Raw genomic sequence first — 20,497 nt, forward strand, 5'->3', positions numbered from 1 at the left:
AAAATGTCTGCCCGCAGTGTAATAAAAAAAGCTCCGGGGGTGAATCCTCCCGGAGCTTAAAAGATTAAAAATTATGCGGCTTTCTGCGCCAGATCATGTTACCGGTAAAATAACTCCTCCGGATAACGAGCGCTTACTCGAATTCGTTCCATGAACGCCCGTCGCGGGTGATCATCGCCACCGAGGCAACCGGTCCCCAGGTACCCGCCTGATAAGGCTTCGGCGCATCACGGTCGGCGGCCCAGGCTTCGGTAATGGAGTCAACCCACTTCCACGCCTCTTCAACCTCATCCCGGCGCACGAACAGCGCCTGGATCCCACGCATGGTTTCCAGCAGCAGACGCTCGTAGGCGTCGGCGAGGTGCGTTTGATTGAAGGTTTCCGAGTAGCTCAGGTCGAGCTTGGTGATCTGCAGATTGTGCTTGTGGTCAAGGCCCGGCACTTTGTTCAGCACCTGGATATCGACGCCTTCATCCGGCTGCAGGCGAATGGTCAGCTTGTTCTGCGGCAGCTCCTGCCAGTTCTCTTTGAACAGGTTCAGCTCCGGCGTCTTGAAGTAAACCACGACTTCAGAGCATTTGGTCGGCAGACGTTTACCGGTACGCAGGTAGAACGGCACGCCGGCCCAGCGCCAGTTGTCGATATCAACGCGGATCGCCACGAAGGTTTCGGTATTGCTGGATTTGTTAGCCCCCTCTTCTTCAAGGTAGCCAGGCACTTTTTTACCCTGCGCAAAGCCCGCGGTGTACTGGCCGCGTACCGTTTTCTCACGCACGTTGGCGCGATCGATACGACGCAGCGACTTCAGGACCTTAACTTTCTCATCGCGGATGCTATCTGCGCTGAGGTCCGACGGCGGGGACATGGCGATCATGCACAGGATCTGCAGCAGGTGGTTCTGGATCATGTCGCGCATCTGCCCGGCCTGATCGAAGTAGCCCCAGCGTCCTTCAATACCCACCTCTTCCGCTACGGTGATCTCCACATGGTCGATGGTGCGGCAGTCCCAGTTGTTGACGAACAGGGAGTTGGCGAAGCGCAGCGCCAGCAGGTTGAGGACCGTTTCTTTACCGAGATAGTGGTCGATACGGTAAACCTGGCACTCTTCAAAGAATTCGCCGACCTGGTCGTTGATCTCGCGGGAGGTATCGAGAGAGGTTCCCAGCGGTTTTTCCATCACCACGCGCGCCGGCTTAGCGTTCAGCTTCGCTTCGCCAAGGCCTTTGCAGATGGCGCCAAAGGTGCTTGGCGGCATGGCAAAGTAGTTGATGGTGACGCGATTTTTCTGGTCGAGCATTTTGCCCAGACGGGTAAAAGCTTTGGTGTCGTTAACATCAAGGTTGCAGAACTCCAAGCGCCCGCTCAGAGTATCCCACAGCGCTTCATCAATCTTTTCCTTCATGAAGGTTTCCAGCGCTTCACGAACTACCTTGGTGTAAGCATCTTTATCCCAGTCAGCGCGTCCCACCCCGATGATGCGGGTATCCGGGTTGATCTGGCCAGCCTTCTCAAGCTGATACAGGGAAGGCAACAATTTACGACGCGCCAGGTCACCCTTCGCGCCGAAAATGACCAGATCGCATGCCTGGGCCGTTTGCGTTACCGCCATGTCATTCTCCTCAGTTGATAGTCTGGTGCTTATGCCAGGCTATAATTTGTAATTTTCTTACACTGCACTGTACTGTGTTTACGATTTTCCCGAAAGCCTCGGCCCCCCTTTCCAGGCGCTAAACCGCACGAGGAGAAAACTTCAGGCGACAATTTGGGCAGACGGCTAATATTGTTCGTTGTTTCGACCGGTTATCAGTTAATAAAATACGACTCTGATCATGTAATGAAAAAAAACAACATTTTTTTAGGTCATTCCTCCCCGCTGACGATTGCGGAGGGGTATATTCTTGCTAAAACGCCTGATGATTTCACCCATTAATGAAATCGCTTCCATTGATGAGCGCCTTGTTACCATGAATATGCTGGAAAAAATTCAGTCCCGGCTGGAACACCTTAGCAAATCCGAACGCAAAGTGGCCGAGGTCATTCTTGCGGAGCCCGCGCAGGCCATCCACTCAAGCATTGCCGCGCTCGCCCTGGAAGCCGGCGTCAGCGAACCCACCGTCAACCGCTTTTGCCGCAGCCTTGAAACCCGCGGCTTCCCTGATTTTAAACTGCATCTGGCGCAAAGTCTGGCGCACGGCACCCTCTATGTTAACCGCAATGTCGATGAAGACGACAGCGTAGAGTCTTACACCGGAAAAATTTTCGAGTCCGCGATGGCCAGTTTAGATCAGGTCCACCATTCTCTCGATATGTCCGCGGTTAATCGTGCCGTCGATCTTTTAACCCAGGCGAAAAAAATCGCCTTCTTCGGCCTCGGCTCCTCGGCCGCCGTGGCCCATGACGCGATGAATAAATTTTTTCGCTTCAACGTGCCGGTAATCTACTCCGATGACATTGTCCTGCAACGCATGAGCTGTATGAACTGCAATGATGATGACGTGGTGGTGATAATCTCCCACACCGGCAGAACGAAAAGTCAGGTTGAGCTGGCGCAGCTGGCCCGTGAAAACGATGCCATGGTTATCGCGATCACCTCGGCGGGAACGCCGCTGGCGCGTGAGGCGACGCTCTCCATTACGCTTGATGTTCCCGAAGATACCGATATTTATATGCCGATGGTCTCGCGCCTCGCCCAGCTGACCCTCATCGACGTGCTGGCTACCGGCTTTACCCTGCGCCGCGGCGCAAAATTCAGAGATAACTTGAAGAGGGTCAAGGAAGCGTTGAAAGAATCGCGTTTTGATAAAGAACTGCCCGTACACAGCGACAACCCATAAAACCAGATAATAAGTAGTGACCCATTACACCTTCGGTTACGTTTCAGCATAGCAACTTTACCGGCTGGCACGACCGATTCCATGTTCACGCAACACCAAAGTTGTTTTAGTCAACGGAGTATTACATGTCCAGAAGGCTTCGCAGAACCAAAATCGTTACCACTTTAGGCCCGGCAACCGACCGCGACAACAACCTGGAAAAGGTTATCGCTGCAGGCGCTAACGTCGTACGCATGAACTTCTCTCACGGTACCCCGGAAGATCATCAGATTCGCGCGGATAAAGTCCGCGTGATCGCGGCCAGACTGGGCCGCCACGTGGCAATCCTCGGCGATCTGCAGGGGCCGAAAATTCGCGTTTCGACCTTCAAAGAAGGCAAAATTTTCCTCAATGTCGGCGATAAATTCCTGCTGGACGCCGAGCTTGGCAAAGGCGAAGGCGACAAAGAAAAAGTCGGTATTGACTATAAAGGACTGCCGGCGGACGTCGTGCCTGGCGATATCCTGCTGCTTGACGATGGCCGCGTTCAGCTGAAAGTGCTGGAAGTTCAGGGCCTGAAGGTGTTCACCGAAGTCACCGTCGGCGGACCGCTGTCCAACAACAAGGGCATCAACAAGCTGGGCGGCGGCCTCTCCGCCGAAGCGCTGACCGAAAAAGACAAAGCCGATATCATCACCGCGGCAAAAATTGGCGTTGACTATCTGGCCGTCTCCTTCCCGCGCTGCGGGGAAGATCTGAACTACGCTCGCCGCCTGGCGCGTGAAGCGGGCTGCGACGCGAAGATCGTGGCTAAAGTGGAACGTGCGGAAGCCGTTTGCGATCAGGACGCGATGGACGACGTTATTCTCGCCTCCGACGTCGTGATGGTCGCCCGTGGCGATCTGGGCGTCGAGATCGGCGATCCGGAGCTGGTGGGTATTCAGAAGGCCCTGATCCGCCGCGCCCGTCAGCTGAATCGCTCGGTCATCACCGCCACCCAGATGATGGAGTCGATGATCACCAACCCGATGCCGACTCGTGCAGAAGTCATGGACGTAGCCAACGCCGTGCTGGACGGCACCGATGCGGTGATGCTTTCGGCTGAAACCGCAGCCGGCCAGTATCCGTCGGAAACCGTTGCCGCCATGGCCCGCGTCTGCCTCGGCGCGGAAAAAATCCCGAGCCTCAACGTCTCCAAACACCGTCTGGACATTCAGTTCGACAACGTGGAGGAAGCGATCGCCATGTCGGCGATGTATGCTGCGAACCACCTGAAAGGTGTAACCGCTATCATCACCATGACCGAATCCGGCCGCACCGCGCTGATGACCTCGCGCATCAGCTCCGGCCTGCCGATTTTTGCCCTCTCTCGCCACGAGCGCACTCTTAACCTGACCGCGCTGTACCGCGGCGTGACGCCGGTTTATTTTGACAGCACCAACGATGGCGTTGCCGCCGCCCACGATGCGGTAAACCTGCTGCGTGATAAAGGCTATCTGGTCTCTGGCGACCTCGTTATCGTCACCCAGGGCGACGTCATGAGCACCATCGGTAGCACCAACACCACGCGGATCCTGACCGTCGAATAAGCCATCGCGCAACGGACCCCGCGTACCACCTACCTGCCGACGTAAAATCGGCAGGTATTTTTTTATCCCGGCTGTGCGCGGGCGCTCGCCGGGCAAAGACATCACACCACCCAGTTCATCAGCAGCGTGGCGGCAATCACCGTCGACGCCCCGCCGATACGGGTCGCAATCTGTGCAAACGGCATCAGCGACATTCGGTTAGAGGCCGACAGGATCGCGACGTCTCCGGTCCCGCCAAGGCCGCTATGGCAGCTGGTGACGATCGCCGCTTCCACGGGGTACATATTGAGGCGCGATGCAATCAAGAACCCGCTCAGCGCCATGGCGATAACGATCGACCCGCACACCACCACGTAGCCGACGGAGAATACCGCCACCACGCTTTCCAGCGGCACGTACAGCATCCCAAGCCCGATCATCAGCGGCCATACCAGCGCCGCGGAGACAAATTTGTAGCAGCTGTAGGCACCCACCTCCATCGCCGCCGGGATCGCTTTGGTATATTTACAAATGACGGCGGCAAGGATCATCAGCACCGGGCCGGGAATATGCACCAGCTTCTCCAATAGCCCGCCGACGATGAAAAAGGCGCAAATCATCAGCAGCCCGCCGCCCATCAGCTGAAAGTCGGTTTGCTGCGGGCCCTGAGCCTGAGTGAAGACGCTGTTATCCTCACGGCTGCGGATCAGCATCCCGCTCCCGGACAGCTCCGGGCGACGAACGCCCAGTCTCGCCAGTACTCCGGCGCAAATAATCGCAAAGATGTTGCCGACGACCGCCGCCGGAGCCAGCTGCGCAACGTAGACGTCGGGGGTTTGCCCAAGGATCGCCGAATAGGCCAGCGAAAGCGGGAGAATGCCCTCGCCGATCCCTCCGCCGATGATCGGCACGATGATAAAGAAAAAGGTGTGGTACAGGCTGTAGCCAAACAGCGTCCCCACCAGCAGGCCGGTGAGGATAGCGGCAAACGTCCCGACAACCAGCGGGACAAACATTCTGACCATCCCCTGAATCAGGATCACCCGATTCATCCCCAGGATGCTGCCCACCACCAGACAGGCAATAACGAAATAAAGCAGATTGGCTTCTTTCATCAGCAGATGCACCGTCGCTAGCGTGTGCGGGGCAAACATTTCAAAGTAGACCAGCGCCGAAGGCACCATCAGGCAAAGTATCGCCGGGCCACCGATATCTTTCAGTACCGGAACCATGCGGCCGATTTTGGCAAACGCAAAGCCCAGGGTCATAATCACCGCCAGGCCGCCGATCATATTTTTTGGCAATACGCTGGCGTAGGCGGCAACGGCCACAACGATCGCAATACCGACAAACAGCACCAGCGGAACGGATCCCACTTCCGCACTTCCCAGCATTCTGAGCGCGGGTCGCGCAGGCAGTGAATTATCAACAGGATGATTTAGTGAATTATTTTCCATCTTGCACCTTATTTTTTATAAATAGCCAGGTAGGGGCATAAATAACAATAATGTTATTCAACCAGAGTAAAATCGAGAATAAAATAGTACATCGAGCACATTGAACCTAAAAAAAAGTAGCACAGCCGTCGGGCATAAAAAAGCCATGCGCCATTTCTAATGATGCTTTTGTGATTGACCTTGAATCTCAACGTTAAGTAATTTAAGTCGGCCTTTTGTAATTAAAATTATCGCGGCGAGTATTTTTAACCGCCCTCAATGAAAACATCAGGTTACCTTCCCGCCTATATTTGTAAGTAAAGTCCTCGGCGTAAAAGTATTTAAACAAAACAGACTGTGATTTCTATCACCCTGCGGCGCACGAGGGATTGTTAGATTTAAAAAACAGTAGTCGCAGACCATACTTTATCAGGATACCCTATGCCCTCACTATTATTAGAATCACTGTTCCCGCTGGTATTTATCATGCTGCTCGGATGGATCAGCGGCAAGCTCGGCTATACCCGCCGAGAGGATGCCACGGTTTTAGCGACCGTGGTTATTCGCTTCGCGCTGCCCTTTCATCTCTTTATTGGCGCCTTAAACACCAACCCCGATAAAATTAAAAACTTTACTTTTATGGCGGTGCTGGTTATTGGCCTGATGGGCTCTTATTTTCTGACCCTGCTGCTTTCACGCTACGTGTTCCGCCACGATATCAAGACCAGCGCGATCCAGTCCCTGGTCTGTTCGTTCCCCGACATGGCCTATTTTGGCGCGCCCGTGCTGGCGGTACTTATCGGGCCGGAAGGCTTCCTTGGCGTGCTGATCGGCAATCTCATCACCAGCGTGTTTATGATCCCGCTGACGATTATCCTTATTCGCCTCGGCGATAAAAACGCCGCGGCACAGGAGCCGCAGCTGAACCCCGCGATGCTGGTATGGCAAAATCTGATGAAGGCGGTCAGAAATCCGATTGTCTGGATCCCGATACTAGGCGTCCTGTTAAGCCTTGCCGGAATAAAGCTGCCGCACCTCCTGAGCGCCCCGATTGAAATGGTCGGTAAAATTGCCGGCGGCCTCTCCCTGTTTGCCCTCGGCCTGCTGTTTTACGGTGAACGCCCGGCGTTAAATCGTCAGGTATTTACCAATATCGGAATTAAAAACCTGATCCAACCGGGAATGATGGCGACGGCCGGGCTGGCGCTGGGTCTGAGCCATAGCCTAATGCAGCAGGTTATTATTATCGGCGCCACCCCATCCGCAATTGCCGCCGGAATGTTTGCCCTGCGCAGCGATACCTATATTGAATCAGCATCCTCATCGATTTTAATCGGCACCGCTCTCGGCGTGGTGACGGAGGGCATAATGATCTATTTAATTTCCTAAATTATGCCCGGCGGTCTCCGCGCTATTAATTAGCTATAAATTTTTGATCGGTATTCTTTGCATAATACATATTCAGGAGTAACCCATGTTAAACCAGGAAACTATTTACACTCCCTATAACGGCTCCGTATTACTGGAAAACCCGTTACTAAATAAAGGGCTGGCATTTACCGACGGCGAACGCGACGCCTTTGGCCTGCACGGTTTTCTGCCGCAAAAGGTGGAAACGATTGAGGAGCAAACGGCAAGAGCCTGGGAACAGTTTTGTCAGTTTAAACGCGATATTTCACGCCACGTCTATCTGCGCAATATTCAGGATACTAACGAGACCTTGTTTTATAACGTTCTGCGCACGCATATGACCGATACCCTGCCTATCGTCTATACCCCGACGGTCGGCGAGGCCTGTGAGCACTTTTCGGAAATTTATCGCCGCGCCAGGGGCCTGTTTATTTCATGGCCGGACCGCCACCAAATTGATGAGATGCTGCAAAGCTTCTCGCGCAACGATATCCGGGTCATCGTGGTCACCGACGGCGAGCGCATTCTCGGCCTAGGCGACCAGGGCGTTGGCGGAATGGGCATCCCGATTGGCAAACTCTCGCTCTATACCGCCTGCGGCGGTATTCATCCGGCCTCTACCCTGCCAATCATGCTCGACGTTGGCACCAACAACGCGCAGCTGATCGACAATCCGCTCTATATGGGCTGGCGCCACCCGCGCATCGACGACGACAGCTACCTCGAGTTTATGGATATGTTTATTGAAGCGGTGAAGCGCCGCTGGCCTGACGTGCTGCTGCAGTTCGAAGATTTTGCCCAAAAGAACGCCACCCGCCTCCTGCAGCGCTATCGCGATCGGCTGTGCTGCTTCAACGATGATATTCAGGGTACTGCCGCCGTGACGACGGGTACCCTCATCGCTGCCGCCCAGGCGGCCGGCAGCCGCTTATGCGATCAGCGCGTGGTCTTCTTAGGCAGCGGCTCCGCGGGCTGCGGTATCGCGGAAAAGATCGTGGCGATGATGGTCGATGAGGGGCTGTCCGAGCACGAGGCCCGCGGCCGGGTGTTTATGGTCGATCGCTGCGGCCTGCTGACGGACGCGATCCCCGAGCTGCTCGATTTCCAGCAAAAGCTGGTCACCTCCCGACACAGCATTGCCCACTGGGACGTCGGCACCGGCCCCGTCTCGCTGCTCGACGTTGTGCGCAATGCGCATCCGACCGTACTGATCGGCGTTTCAGGGCAGCCCGGTCTGTTCAGCGAAGAGATTGTCAAAGAGATGCACCGGTACTGCGCCCGCCCGATTATCATGCCGCTCTCGAACCCAACCTCTCGCGCCGAGGCCCAGCCAGCGGATCTGATCGCCTGGACGGAAGGAGCCGCGCTGGTCGCCACCGGCAGCCCCTTTTCCCCGGTGGTTTACGCGGGTAAAACCTACGATATTGCCCAATGTAATAACGCCTATATCTTCCCCGGCCTCGGGCTCGGCGTGCTGGCCGGCAAGGTCGAGCGGATAACGGAAAAGATGCTCACCGCCGCAAGCCGCACCCTGGCCGCTCACTCCCCGCTGGCAGCGGCGGAAAGCGGCGGGCTGCTGCCGCCGGTGGCGGAGATCGAAACGATATCGCGCGCCATTGCCCTGGCTATCGCGAAGGTCGCCCAGCAGGAGGGCGTGGCGCCGCAGCTCAGCGAAGAGCAGCTGCTTGCCCGCATCGAACAAACCTACTGGCAGGCGCGCTACACCGCCTATAAACGCTCATCGTTCTGAAAAGACGGGTCCGGCTGGTAATGTGATATCCGGGAGGCAGATAGCCTCCCGGCCTTAAGAGAGGCCTGCGTGATAAATGTCCTTATTATCGATGACGATCCGATGGTCGCTGAGCTAAACCGCCTGTTTCTCAGCCGGCTTAGCGGCTTTTGCTGCTGCGGTATCGCCCCGACCCTCGGCGAAGCGCAGCGCATCATCAGCGAACGGCCGCAGGGCATTGACCTGATCCTGCTCGATGTTTACATGCATAAGGAAAACGGGCTGGACCTGCTGCCGGCGCTGCGCCGGGCGGCGCACGATATTGACGTCATCATGATCACCTCCGCCGCCGACGCGCTCACCGTGCAGAGCGCAATGCGCTACGGGGTGGTGGATTACCTCATCAAGCCCTTCCAGTTCTCCCGCTTTGAAGAGGCGCTGATCGCCTGGAGCCACAAGCGTAGCCAGCGCCACGCCGTGCCCTGTTACCAGCAGTCGGACATTGACGACCTGCTCAATCACGCTTCGCGGCAGCGCGCGGAGAGCCGTCGCCTGCCAAAAGGGTTGACCGCCGAAACGCTGCGCACGGTGTGCCGCTGGATAGGCGCTCATCCTGAGGCCGAATTTTCAACCAACGAGCTGGCGGCGCAGCTGGATATTTCCCGGGTATCCTGCCGCAAGTATCTGCTCTGGCTGGCGCAGATCGATATTCTGCACACCAGCAACCACTACGGCGCCACGGGGAGGCCGGAGTACCGCTATCGGCTGATTGTGGAGCACGACTCACTGCTTAAACAATTTAGCCACTGACGCGTCGGCGTACAGTGGCTAAATAATCGTTACCTTGAGCGACAGGCGGCGCTATTTCTTCTTCGGAAAGAGCTCTTTGCGCTTATAGGGTTCGATTTCTCCGGGTTTGCGGGTTTTCAGCAGCTTGAGGATCCAGGTGTACTGCTCGCTATGCGGCTTGACGAAAATTTCCACCTCTTCGTTCATCCGCCGGGCAATCGTATTGTCATCGGCCTCCAGCAGGTCGTCCATCGGCGGGCGTACCAGCACCGTCAGACGATGGGTTTTACCATCATAGACCGGGAACAGCGGAACCACCCGCGCCCGACAGACCTTCATCAGGCGGCCGATCGCCGGCAGCGTGGCTTTATAGGTGGCAAAGAAATCTACGAACTCGCTGTGCTCGGCGCCGTGATCCTGATCGGGCAGATAGTAGCCCCAGTAGCCCTGACGCACCGACTGGATAAACGGCTTGATGCCGTCATTACGCGCGTGCATGCGCCCGCCAAAGCGGCGGCGGACGGTATTCCACACGTAATCAAATACCGGATTGCCCTGATTATGGAACATCGCCGCCATTTTTTGTCCGCCGGACGCCATCAGCATAGCCGGGATATCCACGCCCCAGGCGTGCGGCACCAGGAAGATCACCTTTTCGTTATTGCGCTGCATCTCGTCGATGATCTCTTTTCCCTGCCAGTCGACGCGGGAAAGAATGCGCTGCGGATCGCGCAGGCCCAGCTCTGCCATCATGACCATCGCCTGAGGCGCAGAGGCGTACATCTCATCAATAATCGCTTCGCGCTCCTGCTCGCTCTTTTCCGGGAAACAGTACAGCAGGTTTATCTGCGCGCGGCGGCGCGAGCTTTTGGCCAGCCTGCCAACAAAGCGCCCCAGCTTGCCGAGAATCGGATCGCGGAACGACGGGGGCGTCAGCGCAATCCCCGCAAAAGCAATAACGCCCAGCCACGCGCCCCAGTAGCGCGGGAGTAAAAAGGATTTCTCAAATTTTGGAATAAACTCAATATTATTTTTTTTCGTTTCCATGCCCGATCCGCAAAAATGGTGCTGAATAAAGATAAGGAGATACTTAAGGCTATAGTTTAGCGACACGTTGGGGAAGGTACAAAAGAAAAAGCCGGCGCGCGCTGGCACCGGCTTTTATTAACAGCGCGTTAGTCGAATCGCAGCTGCGGCATCACTTCTTTCACCTGCGCCAGATAATCCGTGCGGTCGGAACCGCTCAGCCCTTCCGTACGCGGCAGCTTCGCCGTCAGCGGGTTTACCGCCTGCTGGTTAATCCATACTTCATAATGCAGATGCGGCCCGGTAGAGCGGCCGGTGTTACCCGACAGCGCAATACGGTCACCGCGCTTCACCTTCTGCCCGGGTTTCACCAGCAGCTTACGCAGATGCATATAGCGGGTGGTGTAGGTACGGCCGTGGCGCACGGCAACATAGTACCCCGCCGCGCCGCTGCGTTTGGCCACCACCACCTCGCCGTCACCGACGGAAAGTACCGGCGTGCCCTGCGGCATCGCGAAGTCTACGCCGCGGTGTGGCGCGACGCGCCCGGTCACCGGATTGAGGCGACGCGGGTTAAAGTTTGACGACACGCGGAACTGGCGCGCGGTTGGGAAGCGCATAAAGCCCTTCGCCAGGCCGGTACCGTTGCGATCGTAGAACTTGCCGTCTTCGGCACGGATGGCGTAGTAATCCTTGCCGTCTGAACGTAAACGCACGCCCAGCAGCTGGCTCTGCTCCCGCTTGCCGTTAAGCATTTCGCGCGACATCAGCACCGAGAACTCGTCGCCCTTTTTCAGCTTGCGGAAGTCCATCTGCCACTGCATGGCTTTAATAACCGCGCTGACTTCGGTACTGGTGAGGCCCGCGTTACGCGCGCTGGAGACGAAGCTGGCGCCAACGGTGCCTTTCAGCACGTTGTTGACCCAGTCCCCTTCCTGCAGCTCGCTGCTCATCTTGAAGCCGTTACCCACGCGATTATAGGTGCGGGTTTCACGACGGGACATTTCCCAGGTCAGGCTTTGCAGATCGCCATCCGCCGTCAGGGTCCATGAAAGCTGCTGGCCAATTTTGAGGTTGCGCAGCTCTTTATCAGCGGTCGATAAAAGGGAGATATCGCCCATTTCGATACCGTACTGATTGAGGATGCTGCTGAGCGTATCGCCGGTTGATACGACGTACTCATGGCCGCCTGAATCGCCGTCGGCCTTATCGTCCAGCTCGTCCTGAGGGATAGCTTCTTCCTCCTGCGCGGCCTGATCGATAGGTTCAGAGGCTTCCGGCAGCAGGGAACGGATTTCGCTTTTTTCCAGCTCAATCGTTCTGACGATAGGGGCTGATTCGTGGTGGTAGATGTACGGTCGCCAGACGGCGACCGCTAAGGTTAGAACGCTCAACGACCCCAGCATTACGCGGTGAGGTCGTGGCAAATTGTTAAATGCCTGAGTGACAGCGCGGGCTATCTGTTGCACGTATTCACTTCCTCGTTAATCTCCTTTCAGGCAGCTCGAATACTGGTTCGCCAGCTGATTCAGGAACTGCGGGTAACTATCTTTACCCAGCTTAATTCCTGTACCCAGCGGATCGAGGGTTCCCATGCGCACGGAGGTACCTCTGGCGACAGCTTCTATAACGGCTGGCCTGAACTGTGGCTCAGCAAAAACGCAGGTCGCTTTTTGCTCAACCAGCTGTGTTCTGATTTCGTGTAAACGCTGCGCACCAGGCTGAATTTCAGGGTTGACGGTGAAATGACCAAGCGATGTCAGACCGTAGTGTTTTTCAAAGTAGCCGTAGGCGTCATGAAAAACGAAATACCCTTTTCCTTGCAGCGGTGCCAGCTCGTGACTCACCTGTTTATCGGTCGAGGCTAATTTTGCCTCAAACTCCTTCAGGTTAGCGTCAAGTTTGGCTCGACTCTGCGGCATAAGTTCCAATAATTTATCGTGGATTGCAACCGCCGAAAGCCGCGCTATCTCTGGGGATAACCACAGATGCATGTTGTATTCGCCGTGATGGTGATCGTCGTCACTTTTTCCACCTGCAGCGTGACCGTGGCCGTCGTGGTCATCGTCATCATCCGCGCCTTTCATGAGCAGCGGTTTCACGCCGTCAAGCTGGGCGATCGTCACCTTTTTGTTTGTCGCAATGCTTTGCGTTGACTTATCCATAAAGGCTTCCATCTCAGGGCCAATCCACACCACTAAGTCTGCGTTCTGTAAGCGTTTTGCATCTGAAGGGCGCAGAGAATAGTCGTGCTCGGAGGCGCCATCTGGCAGCAGCACCTGGGTGTCGGTGACCCCGTCAGCGATAGCGGAAGCGATAAAGCCAAGAGGTTTCATTGAGGCAACCACGGCGGCATTCGCCGCGGAGGTCTGGGTGAACAAAAAAACGGCGCTAAGTCCAGCGCAAAGAAGCGTATTTTTATGTAACATAATGCGTCTGATCGTCGTAATGAATGAGAAAGATGTGATATTATAACATTCACTAGCTTGTGCAACCCTTAATTTGACATGACAAATCTTGTAACTTTGCAAAACGTCTCGGTGGCCTTCGGCCAACGGCGCGTGCTGTCTGACATTTCGCTCACGCTTAAGCCAGGCAAAATTTTGACCTTACTCGGCCCGAACGGCGCCGGTAAATCCACGCTTGTACGGGTCGTTCTCGGGCTGGTAGCACCAACTGACGGTGTTATCAAACGAGAGGGAAAGCTGCGCATTGGCTATGTCCCACAAAAATTACACCTTGATGCCACGATGCCGCTCACCGTCAGCCGCTTTTTACGCCTGCGTCCGCAGACGCGTAAGCAGGATATTCTGCCGGCGCTGAAGCGTGTCCAGGCCGGACATCTTATCGATGCCCCGATGCAGAAACTCTCCGGAGGTGAAACGCAGCGCGTGCTGCTCGCGCGGGCGCTGCTAAATCAGCCGCAGCTGCTGGTGCTTGATGAGCCGACGCAGGGCGTCGACGTCAACGGCCAGGTAGCGCTGTATGACCTGATCAACCAGCTGCGCCAGGAGCTTAACTGCTCGGTGCTGATGGTCTCCCACGACCTGCACCTGGTAATGGCGAAAACCGATGAAGTATTGTGCCTAAATCAGCATATCTGCTGCTCTGGCACGCCGGAAGTGGTCTCGATGCACCCGCAGTTTATCTCAATGTTCGGCCAGCGCGGCGCGGAACAGCTGGGTATTTATCGTCACCATCATAATCACCGCCACGACCTGCAGGGGCGGATTGTACTGCGTCGGGGAAATGACCGCTGATGATTGAACTACTGTTACCCGGCTGGCTGGCCGGGGTGATGCTCGCCTGCGCCGCCGGCCCGCTGGGCTCGTTTGTCGTCTGGCGCCGGATGTCCTATTTTGGCGATACGCTCGCCCACGCCTCGCTGCTCGGCGTCGCTTTTGGCCTGCTGCTCAACGTCAACCCCTTCTACGCCGTTATCGCTATCACGCTGCTGCTGGCGGGGGGGCTGGTATGGCTGGAGAAGCGCCCTCACCTCGCCATCGATACGCTACTGGGGATTATGGCCCACAGCGCGCTGTCGCTGGGTCTGGTGGTGGTCAGCTTGATGTCGAACGTCCGCGTCGACCTGATGGCCTACCTGTTTGGCGATCTGCTGGCGGTGACGCCGGAGGATCTGATCTCAATTGCCATTGGCGTGGCGATCGTGCTGACCATTTTGCTCTGGCAGTGGCGCAACCTGCTGTCAATGACGATCAGTCCCGACCTGGCATTCGTTGACGGCGTGAAGCTGCAGCGGGTGAAGCTGCTGCTGATGCTGGTCACTGCCCTGACTATCGGCGTGGCGATGAAGTTTGTCGGGGCGCTGATCATCACCTCGCTGCTGATCATCCCCGCCGCCACGGCGCGCCGTTTTGCACGTACGCCGGAGCAGATGGCGGCTATCGCCGTTGGCATCGGGGCGATCGCGGTCACCGGAGGATTGACCTTCTCGGCGTTCTACGACACGCCGGCCGGCCCGTCGGTGGTGCTGTGCGCTGCGGTGCTGTTTATCTTCAGCATGATGAAGAAAGCGGCCGCCTGAGCACTCTTCTTCCGGTAGCGCTGCGCCGGGCAGCGCTACCGGCTGAGGCGCCCGGCTAGGGCATTTCCGGCGGCTTGATGCCGAAGTGGTTCCAGGCGCGAACCGTTGCCATGCGTCCCCGCGGCGTTCGCTGTAGGAAGCCCTGCTGGATAAGATACGGCTCCAGCACGTCTTCAATGGTTTCGCGCTCTTCGCCAATGGCCGCCGCCAGGTTATCCAGGCCGACCGGACCACCGAAGAATTTATCGATCACCGCCAGCAGCAGCTTGCGGTCCATATAGTCAAAGCCTTCGGCATCAACGTTAAGCATATCCAGCGCCTGGGCGGCAATGTCGAGGGAGATGCTGCCGTCGTGACGCACCTCCGCGAAGTCGCGCACCCGCCGCAGCAGGCGGTTGGCTATACGCGGGGTGCCCCGCGCGCGACGCGCCACTTCCAGCGCGCCCTCTTCGCTCATCTCCAGCCCCATGTAGCGGGCGCTGCGGCTCACAATATGCTGCAGATCGGCAATCTGATAAAACTCCAGCCGCTGGACGATGCCGAAGCGGTCGCGCAGCGGCGAGGTTAACGAACCGGCCCGCGTGGTCGCGCCAATCAGGGTGAACGGCGGCAGGTCGATTTTTATCGAACGCGCCGCGGGACCTTCCCCAATCATGATATCCAGCTGATAGTCCTCCATCGCCGGATAGAGCACCTCTTCCACCACCGGCGAAAGGCGGTGAATCTCATCGATAAACAGCACGTCGTGGGGTTCGAGGTTGGTCAACATCGCCGCCAGGTCACCCGCTTTCTCCAGCACCGGCCCGGAGGTGGTGCGCAGGTTGACGCCCATCTCATTGGCGACGATGTTGGCCAGCGTGGTTTTCCCCAGCCCCGGAGGGCCGAAGATCAGCAGATGATCGAGCGCGTCTCCGCGCAGCTTAGCCGCCTGGATAAAGATCTCCATTTGCGAGCGCACCTGCGGCTGGCCCACGTACTCTGCCAGTAATTTAGGGCGGATTGCGCGATCGACCGTCTCTTCAAACCCGGTGCTGTCTGCCGATACCAGCCTGTCTGCTTCAATCATCCCCTACCTCACAACGCGGCGCGCAGCGCTTCGCGGATTAGCGTTTCACTGTTGGCATCCGGACGCGCGATTTTACTCACCATTCGGCTGGCCTCCTGAGGTTTATAGCCCAGCGCCACCAGGGCGGCAACCGCTTCCTGTTCGGCGTCGTCATCGGACGGGCCGGCCGGCGAGGTCAGCACCAGATCCGCCGCCGGAGTAAACAGGTCGCCGTGCAGCCCTTTGAAACGATCTTTCATTTCAACGATCAGGCGATCGGCGGTTTTCTTGCCAATTCCTGGCAGCTTAACCAGCGCCGCGGCCTCTTCGCGCTCGACGGCGTTAACGAACTGCTGCGCCGACATGCCGGAAAGGATCGCCAGCGCCAGCTTCGGCCCTACGCCGTTGGTCTTAACCAGCTCGCGGAACAGCGTGCGTTCCTGTTTGTTATTAAAACCAAACAGCAGCTGCGCGTCTTCGCGAACCACAAAATGGGTAAATACGACCGCCTCTTTGCCTACTTCCGGCAGTTCGTAAAAGCAGGTCATAGGCATATGCACTTCATAGCCAACGCCTCCCGTTTCCAGTAATACCAGCGGGGGTTGTTTTTCGAGAACGATGCCTCTGAGTCTGCCTATCACATGCTACTCCTGCATTAAGGGCTAAAGTATCTGCCGGTATCATAAAAAAAGGCTGGATAAATATCCAGCCTGATTTGAGGTTATCGCAAGCGTCCGCGCGCCAGGTTTAGCCGACTATCGCCTATCTGCGTCGCGTTTTGACTCACGTGGCAGTGGGTAATCGCAATGGCCAACGCATCCGCCGCATCCGCCTGCGGGTTAGCCGCCAGCTTCAGCAGGGTGCGCACCATATGCTGCACCTGGCTTTTTTCCGCGCTGCCGATGCCGACCACGGTTTGCTTGACCTGCCTCGCGGCGTACTCAAAGACCGGCAGATCCTGATTGGTCGCCGCGACGATAGCCACCCCGCGCGCCTGCCCCAGCTTCAGCGCCGAGTCGGCGTTTTTCGCCATAAACACCTGTTCAATCGCGAAATAGTCCGGCTGGAACTGGGTGATAATTTCCGTCACGCCCGCGTAGATCAGCTTCAGGCGCGACGGCAGATCGTCTACCTTAGTGCGAATGCATCCGCTGCCAAGATAGCTTAACTGCCGCCCGACCTGGCGGATAACGCCATAGCCGGTAATGCGCGAACCCGGGTCAATACCGAGAATAATAGCCATCACGCATCTCCGGTAATAACGAATCCCTGAGACCCTAAATATTTCAGTTCACAGCCAGACGACCACGCAGCGCATCCCCGGAAGCGTAGATTCACTACGTAACCGGGGTAAGCGAGGAGAGCCAACGCCGCTGTGGGCTGAAGGATTACGGGAATCACAGCGTTGCGGCGACCTCATCAGAGATCTCGCCGTTATGATAAACTTCCTGCACGTCGTCGCAATCTTCCAGCATATCGATCAGACGCAGCAGCTTCGGCGCGGTCTCCGCATCCATATCGGCTTTCGTCGACGGGATCATTGAGACTTCGGCCGCGTCAGCTTTCAGGCCAGCCGCTTCCAGCGCGTCGCGTACGGCGCCCATATCTTCCCACGCGGTGTAGACGTCAATCGCGCCGTCGTCATAGGTCACAACGTCTTCCGCACCCGCTTCCAGAGCCGCTTCCATAATCACGTCTTCGTCGCCAGCTTCGAAGGAGATCACCCCTTTTTTGCTGAACAGATAGGCCACCGAGCCGTCGGTGCCGAGGTTACCGCCGGTTTTGGTGAAGGCGTGACGCACTTCGGCAACGGTACGGTTGCGGTTGTCGCTCAGGCACTCAACCATCACCGCCGTGCCGCCAGGGCCGTAGCCTTCATAAATGATGGTTTCCATGTTCGCGTCATCATCGCCGCCTACGCCACGGGCGATAGCGCGGTTCAGGGTATCGCGGGTCATGTTGTTGGACAGCGCTTTATCAATTGCTGCGCGCAGACGCGGGTTAGAAGCCGCATCGCCGCCGCCTAAACGCGCGGCGGTGACCAGTTCGCGAATGATTTTAGTGAAGATCTTACCGCGTTTGGCATCCTGTGCCGCTTTGCGGTGCTTGGTGTTGGCCCACTTACTATGACCTGCCATAAAAAACTCTCCAAAAATGCCGTTTTCCCGAAGCCTTCTGACCAGCAGGAGGCGGGGAATATTAGTTGGCGTTAATTACAAATTCTTCAATCGCCTGCCGGTTACTCCACGACTTGGTCAACGCGGCGGCTTCCGTCGCGGCGACCCAGCGGTAATCCAGATGTTCGGTAAACACAATCTGGCGTTCATGAGGGAGCGCAAGGCGGAACCAAAATTCCGTATTGCGCTCAACGCCCGGCGCATAGCGATGACGTAAATGAGAAAAAATCTCGAACTCCACCGTACGCTGACAGTCAATTAAGGCCAGATGCTCATCGGCAACATCTATTGCGACCTCTTCCTTTACTTCGCGCGCGGCGGCTTGCAGCGCGGTTTCCCCCGCTTCCAGGCTGCCGGTTACCGACTGCCAGAAAGCGGAATCATCGCGCCGCTGCAGCATCAGCACCCGCTTTGTATCTTCGGCATAAATCACCACCAGTACAGAAACGGGGAGCTTGAATGACATCTTACTTATTCTCCAGAGACTCTTTTGTCTCTTTCGCCACAACCTGAATACCTAATTCACCCAGCGAGGCCGGATTGGCGAAGCTCGGTGCTTCGGTCATCAGACAGGCGGCGGCGGTGGTTTTCGGGAAAGCGATAACGTCGCGGATGTTATCGGTGCCGGTCAGCAGCATCGTCAGACGGTCAAGGCCGAATGCGAGGCCCGCGTGCGGCGGCGTACCGTATTTCAACGCATCCAGCAGGAAGCCAAACTTCTCCCGCTGTTCCTGCTCGTTGATCCCGAGGATGCCGAACACGGTCTGCTGCATTTCACCGCTGTGAATACGCACCGAGCCGCCGCCGACTTCGTAACCGTTAATGACCATATCGTAGGCGTTGGCAATCGCCGTTTCCGGAGCGGCTTTCAGCTCGTCCGCGGTCATATCGCGCGGGGAGGTGAACGGGTGGTGCATCGCGGTCAGGCCGCCTTCGCCATCGTCTTCAAACATCGGGAAGTCGATAACCCACAGCGGCGCCCATTTAGCTTCATCGGTGAGGCTGAGGTCTTTACCCAGCTTCAGGCGCAGCGCGCCCAGAGCGTCGGCAACCACTTTCTTATTATCGGCGCCGAAGAAAATCATATCGCCGTCCTGCGCAGCGGTGCGCTCGAGAATAGCGTCGACGATTTCCGCGTTGAGGAATTTAGCCACCGGGCTGTTGATGCCTTCGAGGCCTTTTGCGCGCTCGTTGACCTTCATATACGCCAGGCCTTTGGCGCCATAAATCTGCACGAACTTGCCGTATTCATCGATCTGCTTACGGGTCAGCGCCGCGCCGCCCGGCACGCGCAGTGCGGCAACGCGACCTTTGGCATCATTTGCCGGGCCGGAGAAGACGGCAAATTCAACCGCTTTCACCAGGTCAGCAATATCCACCAGCTCCAGCGGGTTGCGCAGGTCCGGCTTATCGGAACCGTAGCGACGCTCGGCCTCGGCAAAGGTCATGATCGGGAACTCGCCCAGATCCACGCCCTTCACGTTCAGCCACAGCTCGTGAACCAGCGCTTCCATCACTTCGCGCACCTGAGGTGCGGTCATGAAGGAGGTTTCCACGTCGATCTGGGTGAATTCCGGCTGGCGGTCGGCGCGCAGGTCTTCATCACGGAAGCATTTGACGATCTGATAGTAACGGTCGAAGCCGGACATCATCAGCAGCTGTTTGAAGAGCTGAGGAGACTGCGGCAGCGCGTAGAATTTGCCTTTATGCACGCGGCTCGGAACCAGATAGTCGCGCGCGCCTTCCGGCGTGGCCTTGGTCAGCATCGGGGTTTCGATATCGAGGAAACCGTGCTCGTCCATAAAGCGACGGACCAGGCTGGTGATTTTTGCCCGCGTTTTCAGACGCTGGGCCATTTCCGGACGACGCAGATCCAGATAGCGGTATTTCAGTCGCGCTTCTTCGGTGTTGACGTGGTTGGAATCCAGCGGCAGCGCTTCTGAGCGGTTGATGATGGTCAGATCGGAAGCCAGCACTTCGATGGCGCCGGTAGCCATATCGCCGTTGACGTTTTTTTCGTCACGCGCACGCACGGTGCCCGTCACCTGGATACAGAACTCATTACGCAGTTCGGAGGCCAGCTTTAATGCATCCGCACGTTCCGGATCGAAAAACACCTGTACGATGCCTTCGCGGTCACGCATATCAATGAAGATAAGGCTACCAAGATCACGACGACGGTTGACCCAACCACACAGAGTCACCTGCTGCCCCACGTGGGACAGACGCAGCTGCCCGCAATATTCTGTACGCATGAGATATCCCTTAACTTAGCCACTGGCGGATTGTTGCCTGCTCTGCAGGCCACGAAGTTGCGGCTTTAGCTGAATGTCACAACTGAATGAAAAAAGGCGGCTATTATACTGGAAATTCTGCCGCACGATAAGCCCGACGCAGTTTGTACGTTGCTTTGCTGCGCGCTTATTGGCTACGCTCACAAAAATTAACAAAATTTGTTA

17 protein-coding genes and 1 pseudogene are annotated in these 20,497 nt (G+C 56.8%); 7 read left to right on the top strand and 11 right to left on the bottom strand.

Annotated elements, in window-relative coordinates:
• Window positions 1–133 precede the first annotated feature (133 nt).
• On the bottom strand, window positions 134–1,609 hold the full coding sequence (gene zwf, locus EDF75_RS08555; protein WP_041146227.1) for a glucose-6-phosphate dehydrogenase: 1,476 nt from the start codon (window positions 1,607–1,609) through the stop codon (window positions 134–136).
• A gap of 320 nt (window positions 1,610–1,929) precedes the next feature.
• Between zwf and EDF75_RS08565 the strand changes: the two are divergent.
• Window positions 1,930–2,834: pseudogene (locus EDF75_RS08565) on the top strand (MurR/RpiR family transcriptional regulator).
• A 125-nt stretch (window positions 2,835–2,959) separates the two neighbouring features.
• The gene (pyk, locus tag EDF75_RS08570; protein ID WP_133598523.1) at window positions 2,960–4,402 is read left to right on the top strand and encodes a pyruvate kinase; all 1,443 of its coding nucleotides are present in this window, start codon (window positions 2,960–2,962) and stop codon (window positions 4,400–4,402) included.
• Window positions 4,403–4,503: 101 nt separating this feature from the next.
• Here the strand turns inward: pyk and EDF75_RS08575 are convergent, their stop codons facing one another.
• On the bottom strand, window positions 4,504–5,838 hold the full coding sequence (locus tag EDF75_RS08575) for a 2-hydroxycarboxylate transporter family protein (RefSeq protein WP_045859214.1): 1,335 nt from the start codon (window positions 5,836–5,838) through the stop codon (window positions 4,504–4,506).
• Between the two features lie 420 nt (window positions 5,839–6,258).
• On the opposite strand from EDF75_RS08575, the gene EDF75_RS08580 reads away from it, so the two are divergent.
• From EDF75_RS08580 to dcuR, 3 genes are all read left to right on the top strand, one after another.
• Window positions 6,259–7,206: an AEC family transporter gene (locus tag EDF75_RS08580; protein ID WP_133598525.1), complete on the top strand. Its 948-nt coding sequence runs from the start codon at window positions 6,259–6,261 to the stop codon at window positions 7,204–7,206.
• An 85-nt stretch (window positions 7,207–7,291) separates the two neighbouring features.
• Window positions 7,292–8,977: an NAD-dependent malic enzyme gene (locus tag EDF75_RS08585; protein WP_133598527.1), complete on the top strand. Its 1,686-nt coding sequence runs from the start codon at window positions 7,292–7,294 to the stop codon at window positions 8,975–8,977.
• Window positions 8,978–9,046: 69 nt separating this feature from the next.
• Window positions 9,047–9,766 (top strand): two-component system response regulator DcuR, encoded by a 720-nt coding sequence (gene dcuR / locus EDF75_RS08590; RefSeq protein WP_133598529.1) that lies wholly within the window; start codon window positions 9,047–9,049, stop codon window positions 9,764–9,766.
• 51 nt (window positions 9,767–9,817) lie between these two features.
• Here dcuR and lpxM read toward each other — a convergent pair whose 3' ends face one another.
• From lpxM to znuA, 3 genes are all read right to left on the bottom strand, one after another.
• Window positions 9,818–10,792, bottom strand: a complete 975-nt coding sequence (lpxM, locus tag EDF75_RS08595) for a lauroyl-Kdo(2)-lipid IV(A) myristoyltransferase (protein ID WP_133598531.1) — start codon at window positions 10,790–10,792, stop codon at window positions 9,818–9,820.
• A 128-nt stretch (window positions 10,793–10,920) separates the two neighbouring features.
• The gene (mepM, locus tag EDF75_RS08600) at window positions 10,921–12,240 is read right to left on the bottom strand and encodes a murein DD-endopeptidase MepM (protein ID WP_133598533.1); all 1,320 of its coding nucleotides are present in this window, start codon (window positions 12,238–12,240) and stop codon (window positions 10,921–10,923) included.
• Window positions 12,241–12,255: 15 nt separating this feature from the next.
• Window positions 12,256–13,200 (bottom strand): zinc ABC transporter substrate-binding protein ZnuA, encoded by a 945-nt coding sequence (gene znuA, locus EDF75_RS08605; RefSeq protein ID WP_133598535.1) that lies wholly within the window; start codon window positions 13,198–13,200, stop codon window positions 12,256–12,258.
• Window positions 13,201–13,278: 78 nt separating this feature from the next.
• Between znuA and znuC the strand changes: the two genes are divergently transcribed.
• Together znuC and znuB are read left to right on the top strand one after the other, a co-directional pair.
• Window positions 13,279–14,031 carry a zinc ABC transporter ATP-binding protein ZnuC gene (gene znuC, locus EDF75_RS08610; protein ID WP_041146236.1) on the top strand — a complete coding sequence of 251 codons (753 nt, stop codon included), beginning with the start codon at window positions 13,279–13,281 and terminating at the stop codon, window positions 14,029–14,031.
• Window positions 14,031–14,816, top strand: coding sequence for a zinc ABC transporter permease subunit ZnuB (gene znuB / locus EDF75_RS08615; RefSeq protein ID WP_133598537.1), 786 nt, complete (start codon window positions 14,031–14,033; stop codon window positions 14,814–14,816). Before znuC ends, znuB begins: the two co-directional genes overlap by 1 nt.
• A 55-nt stretch (window positions 14,817–14,871) precedes the next feature.
• Here the strand turns inward: znuB and ruvB are convergent, their stop codons facing one another.
• The 6 genes from ruvB to aspS form a co-directional block, all read right to left on the bottom strand.
• Entirely contained in the window at window positions 14,872–15,882 is a 1,011-nt protein-coding gene (ruvB, locus tag EDF75_RS08620) for a Holliday junction branch migration DNA helicase RuvB (protein ID WP_095101672.1), read from the bottom strand.
• A gap of 8 nt (window positions 15,883–15,890) precedes the next feature.
• Window positions 15,891–16,502 carry a Holliday junction branch migration protein RuvA gene (ruvA, locus tag EDF75_RS08625; RefSeq protein ID WP_095101670.1) on the bottom strand — a complete coding sequence of 204 codons (612 nt, stop codon included), beginning with the start codon at window positions 16,500–16,502 and terminating at the stop codon, window positions 15,891–15,893.
• Window positions 16,503–16,582: 80 nt separating this feature from the next.
• Window positions 16,583–17,104, bottom strand: coding sequence for a crossover junction endodeoxyribonuclease RuvC (gene ruvC, locus EDF75_RS08630; RefSeq protein ID WP_041146240.1), 522 nt, complete (start codon window positions 17,102–17,104; stop codon window positions 16,583–16,585).
• A gap of 154 nt (window positions 17,105–17,258) precedes the next feature.
• A complete protein-coding gene (locus EDF75_RS08635; RefSeq protein WP_045859232.1) occupies window positions 17,259–17,999 on the bottom strand; it encodes a YebC/PmpR family DNA-binding transcriptional regulator in 741 nt (246 codons plus the stop codon).
• Between the two features lie 61 nt (window positions 18,000–18,060).
• The gene (gene nudB, locus EDF75_RS08640; protein ID WP_045859234.1) at window positions 18,061–18,504 is read right to left on the bottom strand and encodes a dihydroneopterin triphosphate diphosphatase; all 444 of its coding nucleotides are present in this window, start codon (window positions 18,502–18,504) and stop codon (window positions 18,061–18,063) included.
• A gap of 1 nt (window position 18,505) precedes the next feature.
• A complete protein-coding gene (aspS, locus tag EDF75_RS08645; RefSeq protein WP_133598539.1) occupies window positions 18,506–20,293 on the bottom strand; it encodes an aspartate--tRNA ligase in 1,788 nt (595 codons plus the stop codon).
• Window positions 20,294–20,497 lie beyond the last annotated feature (204 nt).

Source organism: Klebsiella sp. BIGb0149 (genome assembly GCF_004362605.1).
Taxonomy (GTDB): Bacteria; Pseudomonadota; Gammaproteobacteria; order Enterobacterales; family Enterobacteriaceae; genus Klebsiella; species Klebsiella terrigena.

Bases quoted from the DNA above. Each gene is read 5' to 3' on its own strand.
- zwf (WP_041146227.1), bottom strand. From the start codon at position 1,609: ATGGCGGTAACGCAAACGGCCCAGGCATGCGATCTGGTCATTTTCGGC.
- pyk (WP_133598523.1), top strand. From the start codon at position 2,960: ATGTCCAGAAGGCTTCGCAGAACCAAAATCGTTACCACTTTAGGCCCG.
- EDF75_RS08575 (WP_045859214.1), bottom strand. From the start codon at position 5,838: ATGGAAAATAATTCACTAAATCATCCTGTTGATAATTCACTGCCTGCG.
- EDF75_RS08580 (WP_133598525.1), top strand. From the start codon at position 6,259: ATGCCCTCACTATTATTAGAATCACTGTTCCCGCTGGTATTTATCATG.
- EDF75_RS08585 (WP_133598527.1), top strand. From the start codon at position 7,292: ATGTTAAACCAGGAAACTATTTACACTCCCTATAACGGCTCCGTATTA.
- lpxM (WP_133598531.1), bottom strand. From the start codon at position 10,792: ATGGAAACGAAAAAAAATAATATTGAGTTTATTCCAAAATTTGAGAAA.
- znuA (WP_133598535.1), bottom strand. From the start codon at position 13,200: ATGTTACATAAAAATACGCTTCTTTGCGCTGGACTTAGCGCCGTTTTT.
- znuC (WP_041146236.1), top strand. From the start codon at position 13,279: ATGACAAATCTTGTAACTTTGCAAAACGTCTCGGTGGCCTTCGGCCAA.
- znuB (WP_133598537.1), top strand. From the start codon at position 14,031: ATGATTGAACTACTGTTACCCGGCTGGCTGGCCGGGGTGATGCTCGCC.
- ruvB (WP_095101672.1), bottom strand. From the start codon at position 15,882: ATGATTGAAGCAGACAGGCTGGTATCGGCAGACAGCACCGGGTTTGAA.
- ruvC (WP_041146240.1), bottom strand. From the start codon at position 17,104: ATGGCTATTATTCTCGGTATTGACCCGGGTTCGCGCATTACCGGCTAT.
- EDF75_RS08635 (WP_045859232.1), bottom strand. From the start codon at position 17,999: ATGGCAGGTCATAGTAAGTGGGCCAACACCAAGCACCGCAAAGCGGCA.
- nudB (WP_045859234.1), bottom strand. From the start codon at position 18,504: ATGTCATTCAAGCTCCCCGTTTCTGTACTGGTGGTGATTTATGCCGAA.
- aspS (WP_133598539.1), bottom strand. From the start codon at position 20,293: ATGCGTACAGAATATTGCGGGCAGCTGCGTCTGTCCCACGTGGGGCAG.